This window comes from Bacillus nitratireducens (assembly GCF_001884135.1).
Taxonomy (GTDB): domain Bacteria; phylum Bacillota; class Bacilli; order Bacillales; family Bacillaceae_G; genus Bacillus_A; species Bacillus_A nitratireducens.
Window position 1 is genome coordinate 64,640 of the sequence record NZ_MAOC01000008.1, and the last position, 17,029, is coordinate 81,668.

Genomic DNA, 17,029 nt, shown 5'->3' on the forward strand with positions numbered 1-17,029 from the left:
AATCTTTCCTCCGATTCTTTTTAATTAAAGTATCGGAGTTTCAAAATATTTTTATTCAAAAGAAAAAGGATAGGAAAGCCCTCGCTTCCTATCCTCATTTATTATAAGACGCGGCCAAATAGTTCTAAAACCATTTCTATCTCTTGGTCGCTCCAACCTTTAAATCTCTCTTTATAATATTCTTTACGCACAGCTTCAAGTTTTTCAGTTACTTCTCGTCCGTTTTCTGTAATTTCTAAGTATACGATACGACGGTCTGAATTTGATCTCTTTCTTTCAACAAACCCTTTTCGCACGAGACGATCTGTTACAGCTGTAATATGACTGGAGGTTACGTTTACTTCACTCGCAATTTGCGAAGCCATCTGTGGACTTTTCAAAAATAACGCACGTAATACAGAGAATTCATTATATGGCATATGCTCTGAAAAACGTGTATTAATATCATTTTGTAATAAACGTATCATCTTTCGAAATGATGCAGATAAATCTAAAATCAGTGTTTCTCTATTTTCGTTCACTAGCCTCGTCCCTTTTTTATCATATTTACACATATTATAATCTATAAATACCTATGTTGTATATGCTTTCTTCCCTTAACATTCTCATTTATGTAACTTTTTTCATACGATTTTCTTTTTTGTTCACACATATACATGTAAAAAAGGATGGTGAGCATAAATGCAAAGTGGAATGAATCCGTATTTACATAATATCCGTACGACAAATACTGGTAAAGAAGCTACTATTACTGTACAAGGAGAAGGCATTATAAAAGCCAAACCAAATGTTGTTATATTAACACTAGGCATTCGAACAGATAGTAAAAATGTAAAACAAGCGCAAGAAGAAAATGCAGTGCAATCGAAACAATTGCTTGATGCACTCAAACAGCTAGGTATTGCCGATAAAGATATAGAAACCATTTCCTATACGATTACCCCTCAATACGAATATGTAAATGATAAAGCCTTACTACAAGGCTACCGTGTGGAGCATTTGTATGAAATTACCGTTTTAAATGTGCAAAAAGCAGGGGAAGTATATGATATAGCCGTTTCGAATGGTGCAAACGTTGCAAAAGGGTTACGTTTTCGAATATCTCATCCAAATAAATATTATGAGCAAGCTCTCATTCAGGCTCTACACCAAGCAGTAGAAAAAGCTCGCGCTATTGCGAGTACATACAATTTAAACATTAATCCTGTTCCCCTCTCACTCGTTGAAGAATCTGCCCAATTACCACGGGAGGTTGCATCCTATGCTACTTTACATGCACAAGCAGCCCCGCCCATTCAATCTGGAGAACTAGAAATCATTTCAACCATACGAGCCATTTTTACGTATTTATAAATAATTTCGTTTATAAGTAAACGTTATCATTTTCGTTGTTGTAAAAACATGATGTTCTGATATAATAAAGGACGGTGAGCTCTTATATAAGAGATATCACGGGTGGGAGAGGGATATGAAAAAGAAGGTTTAACATGAAAGGAATACTTGAAAGAACATTTAAATTAGACTTACACCAAACATCACCAAAACAAGAAGTTTTAGCTGGAGTTACGTCATTTTTCACGATCGTTTATATTATGATTGTAAATGCGTCAATCTTATCAGATGCCGGCATTCCTCTTGAAGCTGGAATTTTAGCAACTGTTTTTAGTTCATTTGTCGGATGTCTACTTATGGCATTTTGGGCAAATGCACCTGCTATTCTTGTCCCAGGTATGGGTGTAAATGCATTCTTCACGTACACTGCTGTGCACACGCTCGGTCTAGCTTGGCAAGAAGCATTAGCAGCTGTTTTTATCGCCGGTATTATTTTTGCAATTGCTGCTTTTACACCGATTGCTCGCGTGCTTTCGGTATCGATTCCAAAGTCATTAAAGGAAGCGATCACTGTCGGTATCGGTTTATTTTTAGCTTTCATCGGCTTGCAAAAAGGTGGTTTAGTCGTTTCGCATCCTAATACTGCTGTTGCAATGGGGAAATTAAGTAGTCCTGTCGTTCTTGCAACACTACTTACTCTTATTGTGGCACTTGTGCTATTTGTGCGTAACGTACGTGGAAACTTTTTATGGACGATTGCAATTGGAACTGGTATTGCATGGCTATTTGGCCTTGTTGATACGAGTCAAGTGGGAAATAGTTCATTTTCATTCGCTAATTACGGCGATGTGTTTGGAGCTATGTCATTCGGGAAACTTTCTTCCTTACCATTTTGGATTGCAACATTCTCCTTAAGCATGGTGCTTATTTTTGAGAACATGGGACTACTGCACGGTTTATTAGAAGATGACCGTAAATTCCCACGTGCTTACCAAGCAAATGCAATTTCAGCAATGACATGTGGTCTATTTGGCACAAGCCCTACCGTTTCAACAGTAGAGAGTGCCGCAGGTATTACTGCAGGCGGAAAAACAGGTCTGACGTCTATCGTTACAGGGTTGTTATTCTTCGCGTCACTGTTTGCGCTTCCGTTTGTCAAACTAATTCCTGATAGTGCCATTGCACCAATCTTAATTATTATTGGCGGCCTGATGATTACAAGCATTCAACAAATTCCTCTGAACGACTTTTCAGAAGGATTTCCAGCGTTTTTAATTATCGTTATGATTCCGCTCACATATAGTATCGCTGATGGCATTGCGTTCGGATTTATTGCTTATCCTATCTTGAAAGTTGCTCTTGGAAAGCGTAAAGAAGTCGCACCGTCCATGTATATCATTACATGCTTATTCTTAGCCATGTTCGTATTACACGCTATTGGCTAGTAAAAAACACCGAGGAAATCCTCGGTGTTTTTTTACTTAAACCAACCTTTTTTATAAAACCATGCCATCATGCCCCCGCCAATTAACGCCATAATTAATAGACAAATAAAGTAACTATACTTCCCGCCAAGCTCTGGCATATGCGAAAAGTTCATGCCGTATACCCCTGCAATAAATGTTAACGGCATGAAAATAGTTGAGAAAACAGTTAATGTTTTCATAATATTGTTCATATGGTGGGAATTCAATGAAAAATAACTATCTCGAATATCTGCTGTTAATTCACGGCTTGCTTCAATCATCTCAGTCAGTTTAAGCAAATGATCATGTATATCTTTAAAGTAAATTTCATGATCGCTTATACCGTAAAAACGAGTTGAATTTAAAATACGATACAATAAATCACGCATCGGAATAATCGTACGCCTTAACTTAGATAAATCTGCACGAATATCAAATACTTCTTCTAGCACGCTTCCTGCTGTCTCACCCGTTAAATTATCATCAATTGCATTTAAATGGTCTTCAATGTAATAAACAGGTGCGAAATAATCATCTACAATTTGGTCAATAATTGTATGTGCTACATGTAAAGGACTCTTCTTAATACGTTTTTTCTCACCGAGCGTTTTCCATACTCTTTCAATCGCATTATTATGAGAGAAGTGGAAAGAAACTATATATCGATCACTAACAAATAAATCGATTTCATGCGGTTCTAATCCGTCTTCTCCGAATGCATGGAGAACTAAAAAGTTATATCCATCATAAAAATCTACCTTTGGCCTCTGTACATACTCTACACAATCTTCAATCGCAAGGGGATGGAACTTGAAGTGATCTTGTAAAATATATGTATACTCCTCTTTCGTCGGCTTATATAAATCAAGCCAATACCATACGATGTTTTCTTTTTTCGTGTCTTCCAGCGAAACATCATATAAAACTTCATTTTTTTTCGTTATTGCACAAATTCTAATCATAATTTCACCCATTATTATTATAAACAAAAAATAGTAAAAAAAGCCAAGGAGAAATCTCCTCAGCTTTTTTTTATTACTTCGTTACAATACCGTGTACTAAAGTTGGTGCATCTACGTGGTCTTTAGCGATTTTCATGTTCTCATAAATTTTCGCTTTTACATCTTCAACATTTTCGCGGTTTGCGTAAATTGTAACAAGAGAGTCACCTTTTTTCACGCTATCGCCTACTTTTTTGCGAAGCATTAGACCAACTGCTAAATCAATTTCAGACTCTTTCGTTGCACGTCCTGCTCCTAAAAGCATTGCTGCTGTTCCGATTTCATCTGCAACGATTTCCGATACGTAACCGTCTTCTTTCGCTTCCACTTCAATTTTAAATTGTGCTTGTGGCAATTTAGAAGGATCATCAACAACAGATGCATCGCCGCCTTGCGCTGATAAGAACGTTTTAAATGATTCTAGCGCTTTACCATTGTTCATTACTTCAATTAACTTTTCACGCGCATCTTCTAAAGATGAAGCTTGTCCAGCAAGGTACACCATCTGACTTCCAAGCGTTAAACATAACTCTTCTAAATCTTTCGGTCCTTTACCTTGTAATGTATCAATTGCTTCTTGTACTTCTAATGCGTTACCAATTGCTTCACCAAGCGGCTGACTCATATCAGAAATAACCGCCATCGTATTACGACCAACGTTATTACCGATGCGTACCATTGCTTCAGCTAAACGCTTTGCATCTTCATCCGTTTTCATAAATGCTCCTGCTCCAGTTTTTACATCAAGAACAATTGCATCTGCACCAGCAGCAATTTTTTTACTCATAATCGAGCTTGCAATAAGCGGAATTGAGTTTACTGTTGCCGTTACATCACGAAGTGCATACAATTTTTTATCAGCAGGTGTTAAGTTTCCACTTTGACCGATAACAGCAATTTTATTTTCATTTACAAGACGCATGAATTCATCATTTTCAATTTCCACATGGAATCCTGGAACTGCTTCTAATTTATCAATTGTACCACCAGTATGTCCTAAACCACGTCCAGACATTTTCGCTACTGGTACACCTAAAGCAGCTACTAATGGACCTAATACAAGTGTCGTTGTATCACCAACACCACCTGTTGAATGCTTATCTACTTTTATCCCTTCAATGGCTGATAAATCAATTGTATCACCGCTATTTACCATTGCCATCGTTAAATCCGCACGTTCTTGATCATTCATATCTTGGAAGAAAATTGCCATTGCAAGTGAACTTACTTGATAATCAGGAATATCCCCTTTTGTGTATCCTTCAACGATAAAGTTAATCTCTTCTGTCGTTAATGCTTGTCCATCACGTTTTTTTGCAATTAGGTCCACCATTCTCATTGTGAAGTCACCCCTTCATTTGTTTTACGATTGCTTTTACTAATGCTAAGAAGTTTGCTTTAACACGTTCTGTCGTTTCAATTACTTCATCATGGTGAAGTGGCTGATCTAAAATACCAGCTGCCATATTTGAAATACAAGAAATACCAAGTACTTTCATACCAGCATGACGAGCTACAATTACTTCAGGTACTGTTGACATACCAACTGCATCTCCGCCAAGTGTACGAAGCATACGAATTTCAGCAGGTGTTTCATATACAGGACCTGTCATTCCAACGTATACACCTTCTTGTACTTTAATGTTTAAGTCTGCTGCAACTTGTTTCGCCATTTCGCGAAGTTCTGACGTGTATGATGTAGACATATCAGGGAAACGTACACCCATTTCAGAATCATTTGGTCCGATTAATGGATTCGTACCCATGAAGTTAATGTGGTCTGAAATTAACATAAGGTCACCTGGCTCGAATGATGTATTTACACCACCAGCTGCGTTCGTTACAACAACAGTTTCTACACCTAGCTCTTTCATAACACGAACTGGGAATGTTACTTTTTGCATGTCATATCCTTCGTAGAAATGGAAACGTCCTTGCATAGCTACTACAGGTACACCTTGAAGTGTACCAAATACTAGTTGACCTGCATGTCCTTCTACAGTTGATACTGGGAATTCAGGAATTTCGCTGTAAGGCACTGTTACCGCATTTTCGATTTCATCTGCTAATACACCTAGTCCAGATCCAAGGATTAGTCCTACTTGTGGTGTTTCTTGAAATTTCTCTTTTAAGTATGAAGCTGATTTTGTAATAAGTTCACGATTCATTTGTTTATCCCCCTATTTCTTTAGCTCGTTTAAGAAGCTTGTTCCGTATTCTGGCATTTTCACACCGAAGTTTTCTGCTACAGTTGCACCAATATCAGCAAATGTTTGACGAAGTGCTAATTCTTGTCCGCCTTCTTTCATGCTTGGGCTATATGCTAATAACGGTACATATTCACGTGTATGATCAGTACCAGGATGTACTGGATCATTACCATGGTCTGCTGTAATTAATAATAAATCATCTTCTTTAAGTTTTTCGAATACTTCTGGAAGACGTGCATCATATTCTTGCAGAGCTTCTCCATATCCTTGTGGATCACGACGGTGACCGAATAATGCATCAAAGTCAACTAAGTTTAAGAAGCTAAGACCTGTAAAGTCCATGTTTAATGTATCTACAAGCTTATCCATTCCATCCATGTTAGACTTCGTACGAAGTGATTCCGTTACCCCTTCGCCATCATAAATATCAGAAATTTTACCGATAGCAATAACATCGTAGTCACTATCTTTTAATTCATTCATTACTGTGCGACCAAATGGTTTTAATGCATAGTCATGACGATTTGGTGTACGTGTGAATTTCCCTGGTTCTCCAACGAATGGACGAGCGATAACACGTCCTACCATGTACTTCTCATCTAACGTTAGTTCACGGGCAATTTTACAAATTTTATATAACTCATCAAGTGGCACTACTTCTTCGTGTGCTGCAATTTGTAATACACTATCAGCAGAAGTGTAAACGATTAAAGAGCCTGTTTCCATTTGCTCTTGACCAAGCTCATCAAGAATTTCTGTTCCAGAAGCTGGCTTATTACCGATAATTTTACGGCCTGTTTTTTCTTCTAATTCATCAAGTAATTCTTTCGGGAATCCTTCAGGGAATACTTGGAATGGTGTATCAATGTAAAGGCCCATAATTTCCCAGTGACCTGTCATTGTATCTTTACCGGTAGATTTCTCTTGCATTTTTGTATAATATCCAAGTGGCTTTTCTACTTTTGAGATACCTTTCATTTCACGAATGTTACCAAGACCTAATTTCACCATGTTTGGCATTTGTAATCCATTCATATGTTCAGCAATGTGACCAATTGTGTCAGAACCTAAATCACCAAATTGTTCAGCATCAGGTGCTTCACCGATTCCTACAGAGTCCATTACGACTAGGAATATACGTTTATATTTATTCATAACTGCAACCTCCTATAAGTTCAGTTCTACTTCTTGTAGTATGTTCAAAACGCTATAAAGTGAAACTGTTATTCAATAAGAATTCTCTTTCGTTCTCATTGTCAAACAGTACTTCTTTAAATCATTCTCTAACCTATTTCGTTTTACTTGAAACGACTCAAAAACATTTCTAGTTTTTTCTAAGTCAGATGTCAGACATCTGATATTGATATCATAACATGTTTACGCTTTCTTTTTAATACATTTTCGTAGAATTTCTTATTTTATTCACACTTCTATTGTAATCCATTCTGCGAAGAAGTGCTAATTATTTTATAACATATTTCCTAATATAAAAATAAAAAGCAGCTCTAAAGAGCTGCTTTTTATTTTACTTCTACTGTTTCTTCTTTATGTTCATGTAGTTCGCCTTTTCTTACATGAACTTTCACTTTATAAGCACCATTCTCTTTGAAAGTATGCTTACTTTCGTATTCCCCTTTATTCCCCTCTTTTGCTGGAATAAATTCATGCTTTTCAACGCCGTCTTTCCAAATTTCAAGTTGTACTTCAGCACCAGTTAATGCTTCTTCTTTTTGTTTTAAATGAACTTTCATTGTTGACTCAGCATTTGCTTTAATATCACCAGCCATAAGGTGTATCATCGTATCACTTTTATGGTCTCCATGACCTTCTTCTTTTTTCGCATCTTCAACTTTTGCATTTCCTACAGCGACTTTTGTTTCTGGCATAACATGCATTTCACGTGCATTTGTATGAGGAATAATATGATATACTCCATCAGTTTCAAATGTTTTCTCTACTGCATAAACACCTTTTCCTTTATGCTTACCATCTAACATCTCGTGTTTCTCGTCGCCATCTTTCCAAATCTCAAACTTTACATCATCAGCATCCGTTACTTTTTCTTTTCCTTGTGTAACAAGTGCTTGTACTTCTGTTTTTTCACCAGGTTTAATTTCTTTCGGATTCGTTTGAACCGCTACTTTTATAGCTTCAAGTTTCTGTTCTTTTTTCGGTTCTTCTTTGTTTGTATTACAGCCAGCCAATGCTAGCATCGCGATAAATAGCGTCATAATAAGTTTTTTCATCATCATTTCCTCCTTCATACTTTCTTTAGTATAGAGGAAATACATTGTAATATTCCAGCCTTCTGCTGAAAACAATATACGAAATGTTTGTGAAGTTTCTGTGAAACGGTTTGCTCTTCTTAATCTATGAAAAAAGAGCATAGTAGCTATGCTCTCGGGTGAAACTGTTTATATACATCTTTTAATCTAGCTTTTGAAACGTGCGTATAAATTTGCGTCGTTGAAATATCTGCATGTCCAAGCATCTCTTGCACGGCACGTAAGTCTGCCCCATTTTCTAATAAATGCGTAGCAAACGAGTGGCGCAAAGTATGCGGTGTAAGCTCTTTTTCAATATTTGCCTCTTTCGCTAATCGTTTTAAAATTTTCCAAAATCCTTGTCTTGATAAGCGATTACCATGATGGTTTAAAAAGAGTGCATCTACTGCTTTTTTACCCATCAGTTCTCTTCTTCCTTTTTCAATATACTTTTGAATTGCTTCCGTTGCTAAGCTTCCTAATGGAATAATTCTTTCTTTATTCCCTTTCCCTATGCAGCGGACAAATCCCATAGTTAAGTGTACATCTTCTAAATTTAATGCAATTAATTCTGAAACACGAAGTCCTGTTGCATACAATAACTCCAACATTGCCTTATCACGAATCCCAAAAGCACTCACCGCTTTCGGAGTCTGTAGTAATGCTTCTACTTCGTCAATCGATAATACTTTTGGTAATTTCCGTTCCCCTTGCGGCGTTTCAATATGTACCGATGGGTCATGCTCCACCGCTCGTTCACGAAGTAAAAATTGGTGAAACGAACGAATCGATGCAATATGACGTGCCAATGTTTTTGAAGATTTTCCGTTTTCTTTTAAATACTGCAAGAAGTTAACAATGTGTATGCGCGTCACTTCATGAAATGTCTTCGTCTGTTCTACATTTTGCAAATACTTCACATAGCTTTTCAAATCACGTTCATAAGATACAACTGTATTTTTTGCTAACCCTTTTTCAACAATCATATAATGAATAAAATCTTTTAATTGATCTTCCAATATACACTACTCCCCATTTTCATAGAAAAACATCATTCTATTTACGAAAGCATCCTTTGCTGGCTCCTCATTCCCTGATACTTTTTCTACAGTCTCTTCTTTTGGCTTTTCATAACGATGGTAACTTTCATATTCTTCATTTATCCATAGTATAGCGAAATAAAACAAAATCGTACAACTCGTAAATAATAAAAATACTTTCATCCCATCAAAAGTTAATTTTAAAGCTCGGCGCATTGTAAATTCCTCCAAAATATAAGTTATTACAACATATGCCAAGCTTTCACCAATTTATACCTTATTCAAATAAAAAACCTCTTCCTAGTTAAATAGGAAAAGGTTATTTTTCATCCGTTTCATTTTCTTGACAATTTTTACAAATCCCATGGAATGTTAAACGATGATCTTTCACCTTAAAGCTCCAGTCTCGTTCTACTTTATTCTCCACTTCACCAAGTAAATCTTCTTGTATTTCTTGTACAGCACCGCATTGTGTACAGATTAAATGATGGTGGAAACGCTGTGCACCTTCTTGGCGTAAGTCATAGCGCGAAACACCGTCTCCGAAGTTAATCTTATCGACAACTTTTAACTCAGACAATAACTCTAGAGTTCGATAGACGGTTGCTAATCCGATCTCTGGCGACTTTTCTTTTACAAGGAGGTATACATCTTCTGCGCTTAAATGATCTTCTTCATTCTCTAGCAGCACACGAACTGTTGCTTCACGTTGTGGTGTCAATTTATAGCTCGCTGCATGTAATTGTTTCTTAATTCGTTCAATTCTTTCTTCCATTCGGTACTACTCCCTCCTCGCCACTCTTACACCATTATATCAGAAGAAGGGCTTCTGTCAAAAGAAAAACAATAAAAACAAATTGATAATTATTCTCAAAAAGTATTTATTGTTTGTTAATAGCCTCCACGACTTCTTTCATTAAAACTGGTGATGCATATGCCTCAACACTAGAAGCAAGAGCTAATACCGCTCCGATCACTAGAAAGAAGCATGTATAACGAATTAATAATGGTAATAGTGGCTCGGTTATTTTCCTAATAAACTGATGCCTAATCATGCGTAAGGAAAAGCTTGCAGCAATTGTTGTCATAATGAGAAATACAGGAATTATAATTAAATTTTGCGGCAATACAGACACAAACGCTAACAATAATCCATTCCATCCGTGCTGACTTACTAAAAAACCTACTGTAAATCCAACAACTACTCCTTTTAAAAATAATAAGATAAAAATGAGTGGTAACCCAATAATCGAAATCCCTAAAATCCAAATAAAGCCGATGTATTTTAATTGCGAAAAGTAACTTTCTCGAAACATTTCGCCCGCGATAGCAAATTCTCCTTTAGAAACTTGTCCAAAAAAACGTTGTAAATAAAATGATAAATCTTGCTTTTGGTTTATTTGTAAACTATTCACAAGAATCGCTCCAAATATTACTCCCATCAATAATAAAACAGCATTAAATATATATAATGAAGAGTTTTCCTGTATGTGAGACATTACACGGTCTTGCCAAGTTTTTCGCCACATTTTCCTTCCCTCCGTTCACACTCTTACTAAAAATGTATGAAAGAAAGAAAAAAAGTATGACGAATTAACATTGAAATTCCGCTCTACTTTGCTAAACTAAATAGTAGAGAATAGGAGGGATTTCTCTTGAAACCATTATTATTAGATTTTCCAACGTTATTTCAAACTGAGCGCTTGCAAGTACGTAAGCCGTTTCCGGGTGACGGTACAGAAGTATATGAAGCAATCCAAGCTTCTCTAGAAGATTTATTACCGTGGATGCCAATTACAGCTGAAACAGAAGAGAGTGCGGAAGAAATTGTTCGCGAAGCTCACGGACAGTTTTTACTTCGTGAAACACTTGTTTTTCACTTATACGATAAAGTATCTGGTACATTCATCGGAGCTATTACTCTTAAGCCTGAAAACTGGGACATTCCAAAGTTTTCACTTCACTTCTGGTTACATAGCGCCTATACAAAACAAGGCTACATGACAGAAGCTGTTAAAGGTGCGATTCAATTCGCTTTTGATAAGCTAGGTGCTAGAAGGATTGAAATTCGTACTGATGCAACAAACGTGAACGCATGTAACTTAGCAGAACGTCTAGAATTCATTTTAGAAGGTACTATGGAAAATGATTTCCTAGCACCAGATGGTAGCTTACGTGATGCACGTGTATATGCAAAAATTAATTAAAAAAACACTCGCCAAGGCGAGTGTTTTATTTTTGTAATTGTAAATATTGCACAGCGAACATCGTCTTCGCATCATGAATGCGAAGGTCTTTCATAAGATCAATCGCTTCTTCTAATGACACTTCCATTAACTCCACAAATTCATCTTCATCTAAAGCTGCTTTATTTTCTTTTTGTTTTAATCCTGTCGCCTTATATACATATAAAATCTCATCTGCAAAACCAGGTGATGTATAAAAAGATGTAATAAGCTCCATATTTTCACACACATATCCTGTTTCTTCTTCTAATTCACGAACTGCTGTTACTTCTGGCTTTTCTCCAGGTTCTAATTTCCCAGCAGGGATTTCTACAATTGCCTTTTCAAGAGCTTTACGATACTGCTCGACAAGTACAATTTTCCCTTCATCAGTAATAGCAATAATAGCAACTGCCCCAGGGTGATTTACGATTTCACGTTTACTCATTTCTCCATTTGGTAATACTACTTCATCAACACGAACTTTTATAACTCTACCATCAAAAATCGGTTCAGTTTTTACTGTTCTTTCTGCAAGATTACTCATACTACTTCATCTCCCTGTTCTATTTCCTAATCGTTCTTCATACATTTTACCACATTGAAAGGAGCGTGATAGAAATGAAAGTTTATATTTTACCAAATCGCGTCACTTTAGTCGGCAAAGCGTGGCAAATTCGTCATAAGCTAAAACAATACGGAAAAGAGTATACAACTGTACAAGAGTGGATTACAGCAAATAAAGTGAAACTTTAATCAGAGGGGGGCATCCCCTCTGATTATTAGCCCACACCAATTGGGCTTTTACGGGCAGTTAATGCGGGGCAAAAAGTAAACGTTTGTCAACCTCTTTTCCCTTGCGTACAATAAAGGTAAGGAGGTTGACCTATGAAAAAACGTCAATTAGGAAACTCAGATTTATATGTTACGGAAGTTGGATTTGGCTGTATGTCTCTCGGTACATCTGAGGCTGAAGCTATGCGTATTATCGATGAGGCTATCGATTTAGGAATTAACTTTTTTGATACAGCTGACTTATACGATTATGGATTAAATGAAGAATTTGTCGGCAAAGCTCTGAAAGGAAAACGAGATCAAATTGTCCTTACAACAAAGGTTGGAAATCGATGGACAGAAGAAAAAAACGGCTGGTCTTGGGATCCTTCTAAAGCTTACATAAAGGCCGAAGTAAAAGAGAGTTTACGTAGACTTCAAACAGATTATATTGATTTGTATCAACTGCATGGCGGGACGATTGAAGATCCGATAGATGAAACAATTGAAGCCTTTGAAGAATTAAAAAAAGAGGGTATCATTCGCCATTACGGTATTTCTTCTATACGTCCAAATGTCATCCGTGAGTATGCCAAACGTTCAAATATCGTTAGTGTACTAATGAAATACAGCCTTTTAAATCGTCGCCCTGAAGAATGGTTCCCACTTCTCAATGAACATCAAATTAGCATTATTGCTCGTGGACCACTTGCAAAAGGAATTCTAACTGACAAAAATGCAAGAAAGATAGAAAGAGTAAAAGAAAAGGATTACCTTTCTTATTCTTACGATGAATTATATACGACACTCGCGAGTGTAAAAGAAATAACCCAAGAAAGCTCTTTAACAGGAACAGCTATTCAATATTGCTTACATAACGAAACTGTTGCAGCTGTTATACCTGGTGCAAGCTCTATTCAACAATTGCAGGAAAATGTACAGGCTAGTAAACAAACACAGTTAACAACAGCAGAATATATACAACTTCAGCAAATTGCTAAATGTGATACCTACGCTTTACATCGTTAAAAAGACGCTACCATACTGGTAGCGTCTTTTTATAGCGTATCATATTTATCAGGATTCGTTCCTACATGTAAATTACGATTTAACGTATTAATTTGAGTCATCTCTTCTTCCGTTAGTGAGAAATCAAAGATAGTAAAATTCTCCTTAATGCGAGATGGTGTAACAGATTTAGGAATCGTCACTACCCCGCTCTGAATATCCCATCTTAATATAACTTGCGCAGGTGTTTTTTCATATTTGGTAGCAATATCTTGAATAATCGGATGCTGGAATACTTCGCCGCCTCTCATTAAAGGACTCCAAGCTTCCATTTGAATTTGCTCACCTTGACAGAAATCACGCAATTCAAATTGTGCTAACATTGGATGAAGTTCCACTTGGTTTACCATCGGCTTCACTTTGCAATTTGGTAATAACAGTTCTAAATGATGTTTATGAAAATTAGAAACACCAATGGCACGCACTTTACCTTCTTCATATAACTTTTCTAGAGCACGGTACGTATCAACATACTTCCCTCTTATCGGCCAATGGATTAAATATAAATCTACATAATCCATTTGTAATTTCTTTAAACTTTTTTCAAACGCCTCAAGAGTCTCCTCATACCCTTGATCGTCGTTCCAAACTTTTGTTGTAATAAACAAGTCTTCGCGCGGGATTCCAGATTCACGAACTGCTTCTCCGACACCGCTTTCATTTTCATATACAGTTGCTGTATCAATTGAACGGTATCCAACTTCTAACGCTGTTTTTACTGCTTGTTTAACTTCGTCGCCTTCTTTCGCTTTATAAACGCCTAGACCAATCATCGGCATTTTCACACCATTATGAAGTGTAGTTGTTGGAATATGCACAGTCTTTCTCCCTTTCATTGTTACATTTTTATAAACCATAACTTTATTTCAACAAGATTCATTCAAAATGTCAAAACATACGTACAGTTTACATAATAATTTTATACCCCTTTAGAAAGTAACATGAACTCAATCGTTCACGTTACTTTCTATCCATTCTTTCGCTTTTTCATCAACATTACGTACAAATTCATTTTTCCCTTCTGTATACAACGTGCCATCATATGTATATTTTTCAGCTAGTTCTTTCTTTAAAGTCGCATACGCCTCTGCTTCTTCACAATGAACCATCATATAATCACGAAATGCTAAATGCCTTACTATCTCAGGATTTCCTTTTTCAAACACGTGTAAGTGATACGAGCGTTTTTCCTCCGTCCCATGAATAAAATAACGACGTCTTGAAATACCATTTTCCCCTTTTACGATATAACCAAGCTTTTCAAAACGTTCATTCCAATGATCTACTCTGTCGATACTCTCTACTTCCATAATCATATCTATAATTGGTTTAGCTGCCAGTCCTGGCACTGATGTACTACCAATATGATGGATTTTCACCGTTTCTGGCATCGCCAATTTTAATCTTTCGGCCTCCATTTGAAATTTCTCACTCCAGTGATTTTCATACGGAACGACTACAATTTTCCTCATTTTAGCACCCCTTTTCTTACACACACTCGTCAAAAAATGATCAGTGGCATTTCACTGATCATTTTTTATTATTTAAAGTCTTTCCAAGTAAGGTTACTTTCACTTAACAGTTCTTCAAATGATTTATTCTTTTCACGTTCTTTTTGTTCTTTACGCTTTCTTTCTTGCTCCGCTGCCTCTTTTTTCTCTTCTCTCACTTGCAACTCTTTTTTCTTATTCTTTAATTGTTGCATGAGTGAATCGTTCAATTGATCACCTAGTGTAAGCGATTCTTTCTCTGGTTGATTCACTTGAGATTGTCTTTGCATTTGTCTTTGCTTCTTTTTCTTCATAATGCTCACCTTTTACTTTTTTCTCCATTATAGAGGATACATAGGGAAATCGACAATAAAAAAGGTTCCCTACTCTATTATTCATCTTTTGTAAATATGTTAATTTTTCGAAAAAACTAAATTTTTATATAGATATAATCCTATGAATCTATTAAAATTATGTCGTATGATGTCAGATTATAAAAAAAGGAGAAATTAATTATGTGGAAAAAAATTATTCCTGCTGTTGCTGTTTTAAGTACTATTACTTTTTCAAGCGTATTCGCTGCTCCTCCATCTCAGACTCCTGTCGAACAAAACCGATACATAGACGTACAAATGCTTGGTATTAATGATTTACATGGTCAACTAGATACTGTAAAAAAAGTTAACAATAAAGAAGCTGGTGGCGCTGATTATTTAGCTACTTATTTAAAAGAACGTAAAAAACAAAACCCTAATACACTTCTCGTACATGCCGGTGATATTGTCGGAGCCAGCCCACCAGTTTCCGCATTATTACAAGACGAACCAACAATTGAATTTTTAAATGACTTAAAGTTTGATGTTGGTACAATCGGAAACCATGAATTTGATGAAGGTATCGATGAAATGAAACGCCTCATTTACGGTGGATATCACGAAAAAACAGGGAATTTCAAAGGAGCAAACTTCCCTTATGTCGCTGCAAACTTCTATAATAAATCAACTGGCCGCTTATTTTTACCACCATTCACTGTAAAAATGGTTGACGGAGTTCCTGTAGGGTTCATTGGAGTTGTTACAACGGATACACCAAATGTCGTTATGCCTACTATGCTTAAAAATGTAGAAATCACTGATGAAGTAGAAGCTATTAATAAATCCACACAACAATTAAAGCGTCTCGGCGTTAAATCTATCGTAGTCCTTGCACATGTCGGCGGAACAACTGATGAGTCTGGTGTAACAAATGGAGACCTCACTCGAATTGCAAATGAAACAGATCCAGAAGTTGATGTTATTTTCGGCGGACATAGTCATACGTATGTAAATGGTACAGTTAATAATAAACTTATCGTCCAAGCGAACTCTTACGGAACGGCTTTCTCAGATGTAGATGTAACAATTGATCGTAAAACAAAAGATGTTGTAAAGAAAAAAGCTGAAGTTATTACAACATATCATGAAGGTGTAGAGCCTGATAAACAAGTACAACAAAAGTTAAATCAATATAAAGAAAAAATTGCACCACTTGTAAATGAAGTAGTCGGAAAGTCTACAGCACCTATCGACCGGAAACAAAACGACGCTGGTGAATCTACTCTTGGAAATTTAATTGCCGACGCACAGCGCCAAGCAATGCAAACGCAAATTGCTCTTATGAATCCTGGTGGCATTCGTAACGATCTAGACGCTGGAGATATTACATGGGGCGAATTATATGGTATTCAGCCTTTCGGAAATCAATTAATTAAAGTAGATTTAACAGGTCAAGATATTCGTGATATTTTAAATCAACAATGGCAAAAAGGAGCTACGAGAATGCTCCAAATTTCAGGTATCCAATACACTTGGGATGCAAATAAACCGACTGGCGAAAAGGTTACGAATATCCGTTTAACAAATGGGGAAGAATTAGTTTCCTCCAAAACGTATAGCGTAGTTGCAAATGCTTTCCTAGCTTCTGGCGGTGACGGGTTTGTATCCTTTAAAAATGGAAAAAATGCTGAGACTGGTCCAAACGATTTTGAAGCGTTAGTCGATTATGTAAAACAAATAAAAGAACCAATTCAGCCGATTATTGATGGACGTATTCAAAAAATCAATTAAACATTATGCGAACTAGTGCGTAACAATCGAAAGAAGAAGCTCTTTTATATACAA

20 protein-coding genes are annotated in these 17,029 nt (G+C 36.4%); 6 read left to right on the plus strand and 14 right to left on the minus strand.

Annotation, left to right across the window (positions count from 1 at the left end):
• Window positions 1–101: 101 nt before the first annotated feature.
• On the minus strand, window positions 102–521 hold the full coding sequence (locus BAU23_RS03400) for a MarR family winged helix-turn-helix transcriptional regulator (protein ID WP_001004995.1): 420 nt from the start codon (window positions 519–521) through the stop codon (window positions 102–104).
• Between the two features lie 160 nt (window positions 522–681).
• Between BAU23_RS03400 and BAU23_RS03405 the strand changes: the two genes are divergently transcribed.
• Together BAU23_RS03405 and BAU23_RS03410 are read left to right on the plus strand one after the other, a co-directional pair.
• Window positions 682–1,353 carry an SIMPL domain-containing protein gene (locus BAU23_RS03405; RefSeq protein ID WP_001190569.1) on the plus strand — a complete coding sequence of 224 codons (672 nt, stop codon included), beginning with the start codon at window positions 682–684 and terminating at the stop codon, window positions 1,351–1,353.
• Between the two features lie 134 nt (window positions 1,354–1,487).
• Entirely contained in the window at window positions 1,488–2,777 is a 1,290-nt protein-coding gene (locus BAU23_RS03410; RefSeq protein WP_000676230.1) for an NCS2 family permease, read from the plus strand.
• Between the two features lie 32 nt (window positions 2,778–2,809).
• Here BAU23_RS03410 and corA read toward each other — a convergent pair whose 3' ends face one another.
• From corA to spoIIM, 9 genes are all read right to left on the minus strand, one after another.
• Complete coding sequence (gene corA, locus BAU23_RS03415) at window positions 2,810–3,772, minus strand: magnesium/cobalt transporter CorA (protein ID WP_002094422.1); 963 nt, start codon at window positions 3,770–3,772, stop codon at window positions 2,810–2,812.
• 61 nt (window positions 3,773–3,833) lie between these two features.
• Window positions 3,834–5,138 carry a pyrimidine-nucleoside phosphorylase gene (locus BAU23_RS03420; protein WP_016130222.1) on the minus strand — a complete coding sequence of 435 codons (1,305 nt, stop codon included), beginning with the start codon at window positions 5,136–5,138 and terminating at the stop codon, window positions 3,834–3,836.
• A 7-nt stretch (window positions 5,139–5,145) separates the two neighbouring features.
• Window positions 5,146–5,967 (minus strand): purine-nucleoside phosphorylase, encoded by an 822-nt coding sequence (locus tag BAU23_RS03425; protein ID WP_071733507.1) that lies wholly within the window; start codon window positions 5,965–5,967, stop codon window positions 5,146–5,148.
• A gap of 12 nt (window positions 5,968–5,979) precedes the next feature.
• On the minus strand, window positions 5,980–7,164 hold the full coding sequence (gene deoB, locus BAU23_RS03430) for a phosphopentomutase (protein ID WP_001046076.1): 1,185 nt from the start codon (window positions 7,162–7,164) through the stop codon (window positions 5,980–5,982).
• A gap of 365 nt (window positions 7,165–7,529) precedes the next feature.
• On the minus strand, window positions 7,530–8,258 hold the full coding sequence (locus BAU23_RS03435) for a FixH family protein (RefSeq protein ID WP_033656790.1): 729 nt from the start codon (window positions 8,256–8,258) through the stop codon (window positions 7,530–7,532).
• Window positions 8,259–8,401: 143 nt separating this feature from the next.
• Window positions 8,402–9,292, minus strand: coding sequence for a site-specific tyrosine recombinase XerD (gene xerD / locus BAU23_RS03440; protein ID WP_000390077.1), 891 nt, complete (start codon window positions 9,290–9,292; stop codon window positions 8,402–8,404).
• Window positions 9,293–9,298: 6 nt separating this feature from the next.
• Complete coding sequence (locus BAU23_RS03445) at window positions 9,299–9,529, minus strand: YqzK family protein (protein ID WP_001250436.1); 231 nt, start codon at window positions 9,527–9,529, stop codon at window positions 9,299–9,301.
• Between the two features lie 103 nt (window positions 9,530–9,632).
• A complete protein-coding gene (gene fur / locus BAU23_RS03450; RefSeq protein WP_000392654.1) occupies window positions 9,633–10,088 on the minus strand; it encodes a ferric iron uptake transcriptional regulator in 456 nt (151 codons plus the stop codon).
• Window positions 10,089–10,194: 106 nt separating this feature from the next.
• Window positions 10,195–10,842 (minus strand): stage II sporulation protein M, encoded by a 648-nt coding sequence (spoIIM, locus tag BAU23_RS03455; RefSeq protein WP_000269098.1) that lies wholly within the window; start codon window positions 10,840–10,842, stop codon window positions 10,195–10,197.
• A 126-nt stretch (window positions 10,843–10,968) separates the two neighbouring features.
• On the opposite strand from spoIIM, the gene BAU23_RS03460 reads away from it, so the two are divergent.
• Entirely contained in the window at window positions 10,969–11,520 is a 552-nt protein-coding gene (locus BAU23_RS03460) for a GNAT family N-acetyltransferase (RefSeq protein ID WP_000803501.1), read from the plus strand.
• Between the two features lie 25 nt (window positions 11,521–11,545).
• On the opposite strand, the gene BAU23_RS03465 is transcribed toward BAU23_RS03460, so the two are convergent.
• A complete protein-coding gene (locus tag BAU23_RS03465) occupies window positions 11,546–12,085 on the minus strand; it encodes an NUDIX hydrolase (RefSeq protein WP_000067049.1) in 540 nt (179 codons plus the stop codon).
• A gap of 74 nt (window positions 12,086–12,159) precedes the next feature.
• Here BAU23_RS03465 and mciZ point away from each other — a divergent pair, with 74 nt between their 5' ends.
• Window positions 12,160–12,294 (plus strand): Z-ring formation inhibitor MciZ, encoded by a 135-nt coding sequence (gene mciZ, locus BAU23_RS03470; RefSeq protein ID WP_000870297.1) that lies wholly within the window; start codon window positions 12,160–12,162, stop codon window positions 12,292–12,294.
• Window positions 12,295–12,426: 132 nt separating this feature from the next.
• Window positions 12,427–13,341: an aldo/keto reductase gene (gene lolS, locus BAU23_RS03475; protein ID WP_071733509.1), complete on the plus strand. Its 915-nt coding sequence runs from the start codon at window positions 12,427–12,429 to the stop codon at window positions 13,339–13,341.
• Window positions 13,342–13,370: 29 nt separating this feature from the next.
• Here the strand turns inward: lolS and BAU23_RS03480 are convergent, their stop codons facing one another.
• The 3 genes from BAU23_RS03480 to BAU23_RS03490 all read right to left on the minus strand — a co-directional run bounded on the left by BAU23_RS03480 (window position 13,371) and on the right by BAU23_RS03490 (window position 15,184).
• Window positions 13,371–14,198: an aldo/keto reductase gene (locus BAU23_RS03480; RefSeq protein ID WP_000548010.1), complete on the minus strand. Its 828-nt coding sequence runs from the start codon at window positions 14,196–14,198 to the stop codon at window positions 13,371–13,373.
• 129 nt (window positions 14,199–14,327) lie between these two features.
• On the minus strand, window positions 14,328–14,852 hold the full coding sequence (locus BAU23_RS03485; RefSeq protein WP_001227196.1) for a GrpB family protein: 525 nt from the start codon (window positions 14,850–14,852) through the stop codon (window positions 14,328–14,330).
• Between the two features lie 68 nt (window positions 14,853–14,920).
• Window positions 14,921–15,184, minus strand: coding sequence for a YqkE family protein (locus BAU23_RS03490; RefSeq protein WP_000727554.1), 264 nt, complete (start codon window positions 15,182–15,184; stop codon window positions 14,921–14,923).
• A gap of 201 nt (window positions 15,185–15,385) precedes the next feature.
• Here BAU23_RS03490 and BAU23_RS03495 point away from each other — a divergent pair, with 201 nt between their 5' ends.
• Window positions 15,386–16,975, plus strand: a complete 1,590-nt coding sequence (locus BAU23_RS03495; protein WP_016130225.1) for a bifunctional metallophosphatase/5'-nucleotidase — start codon at window positions 15,386–15,388, stop codon at window positions 16,973–16,975.
• Window positions 16,976–17,029 lie beyond the last annotated feature (54 nt).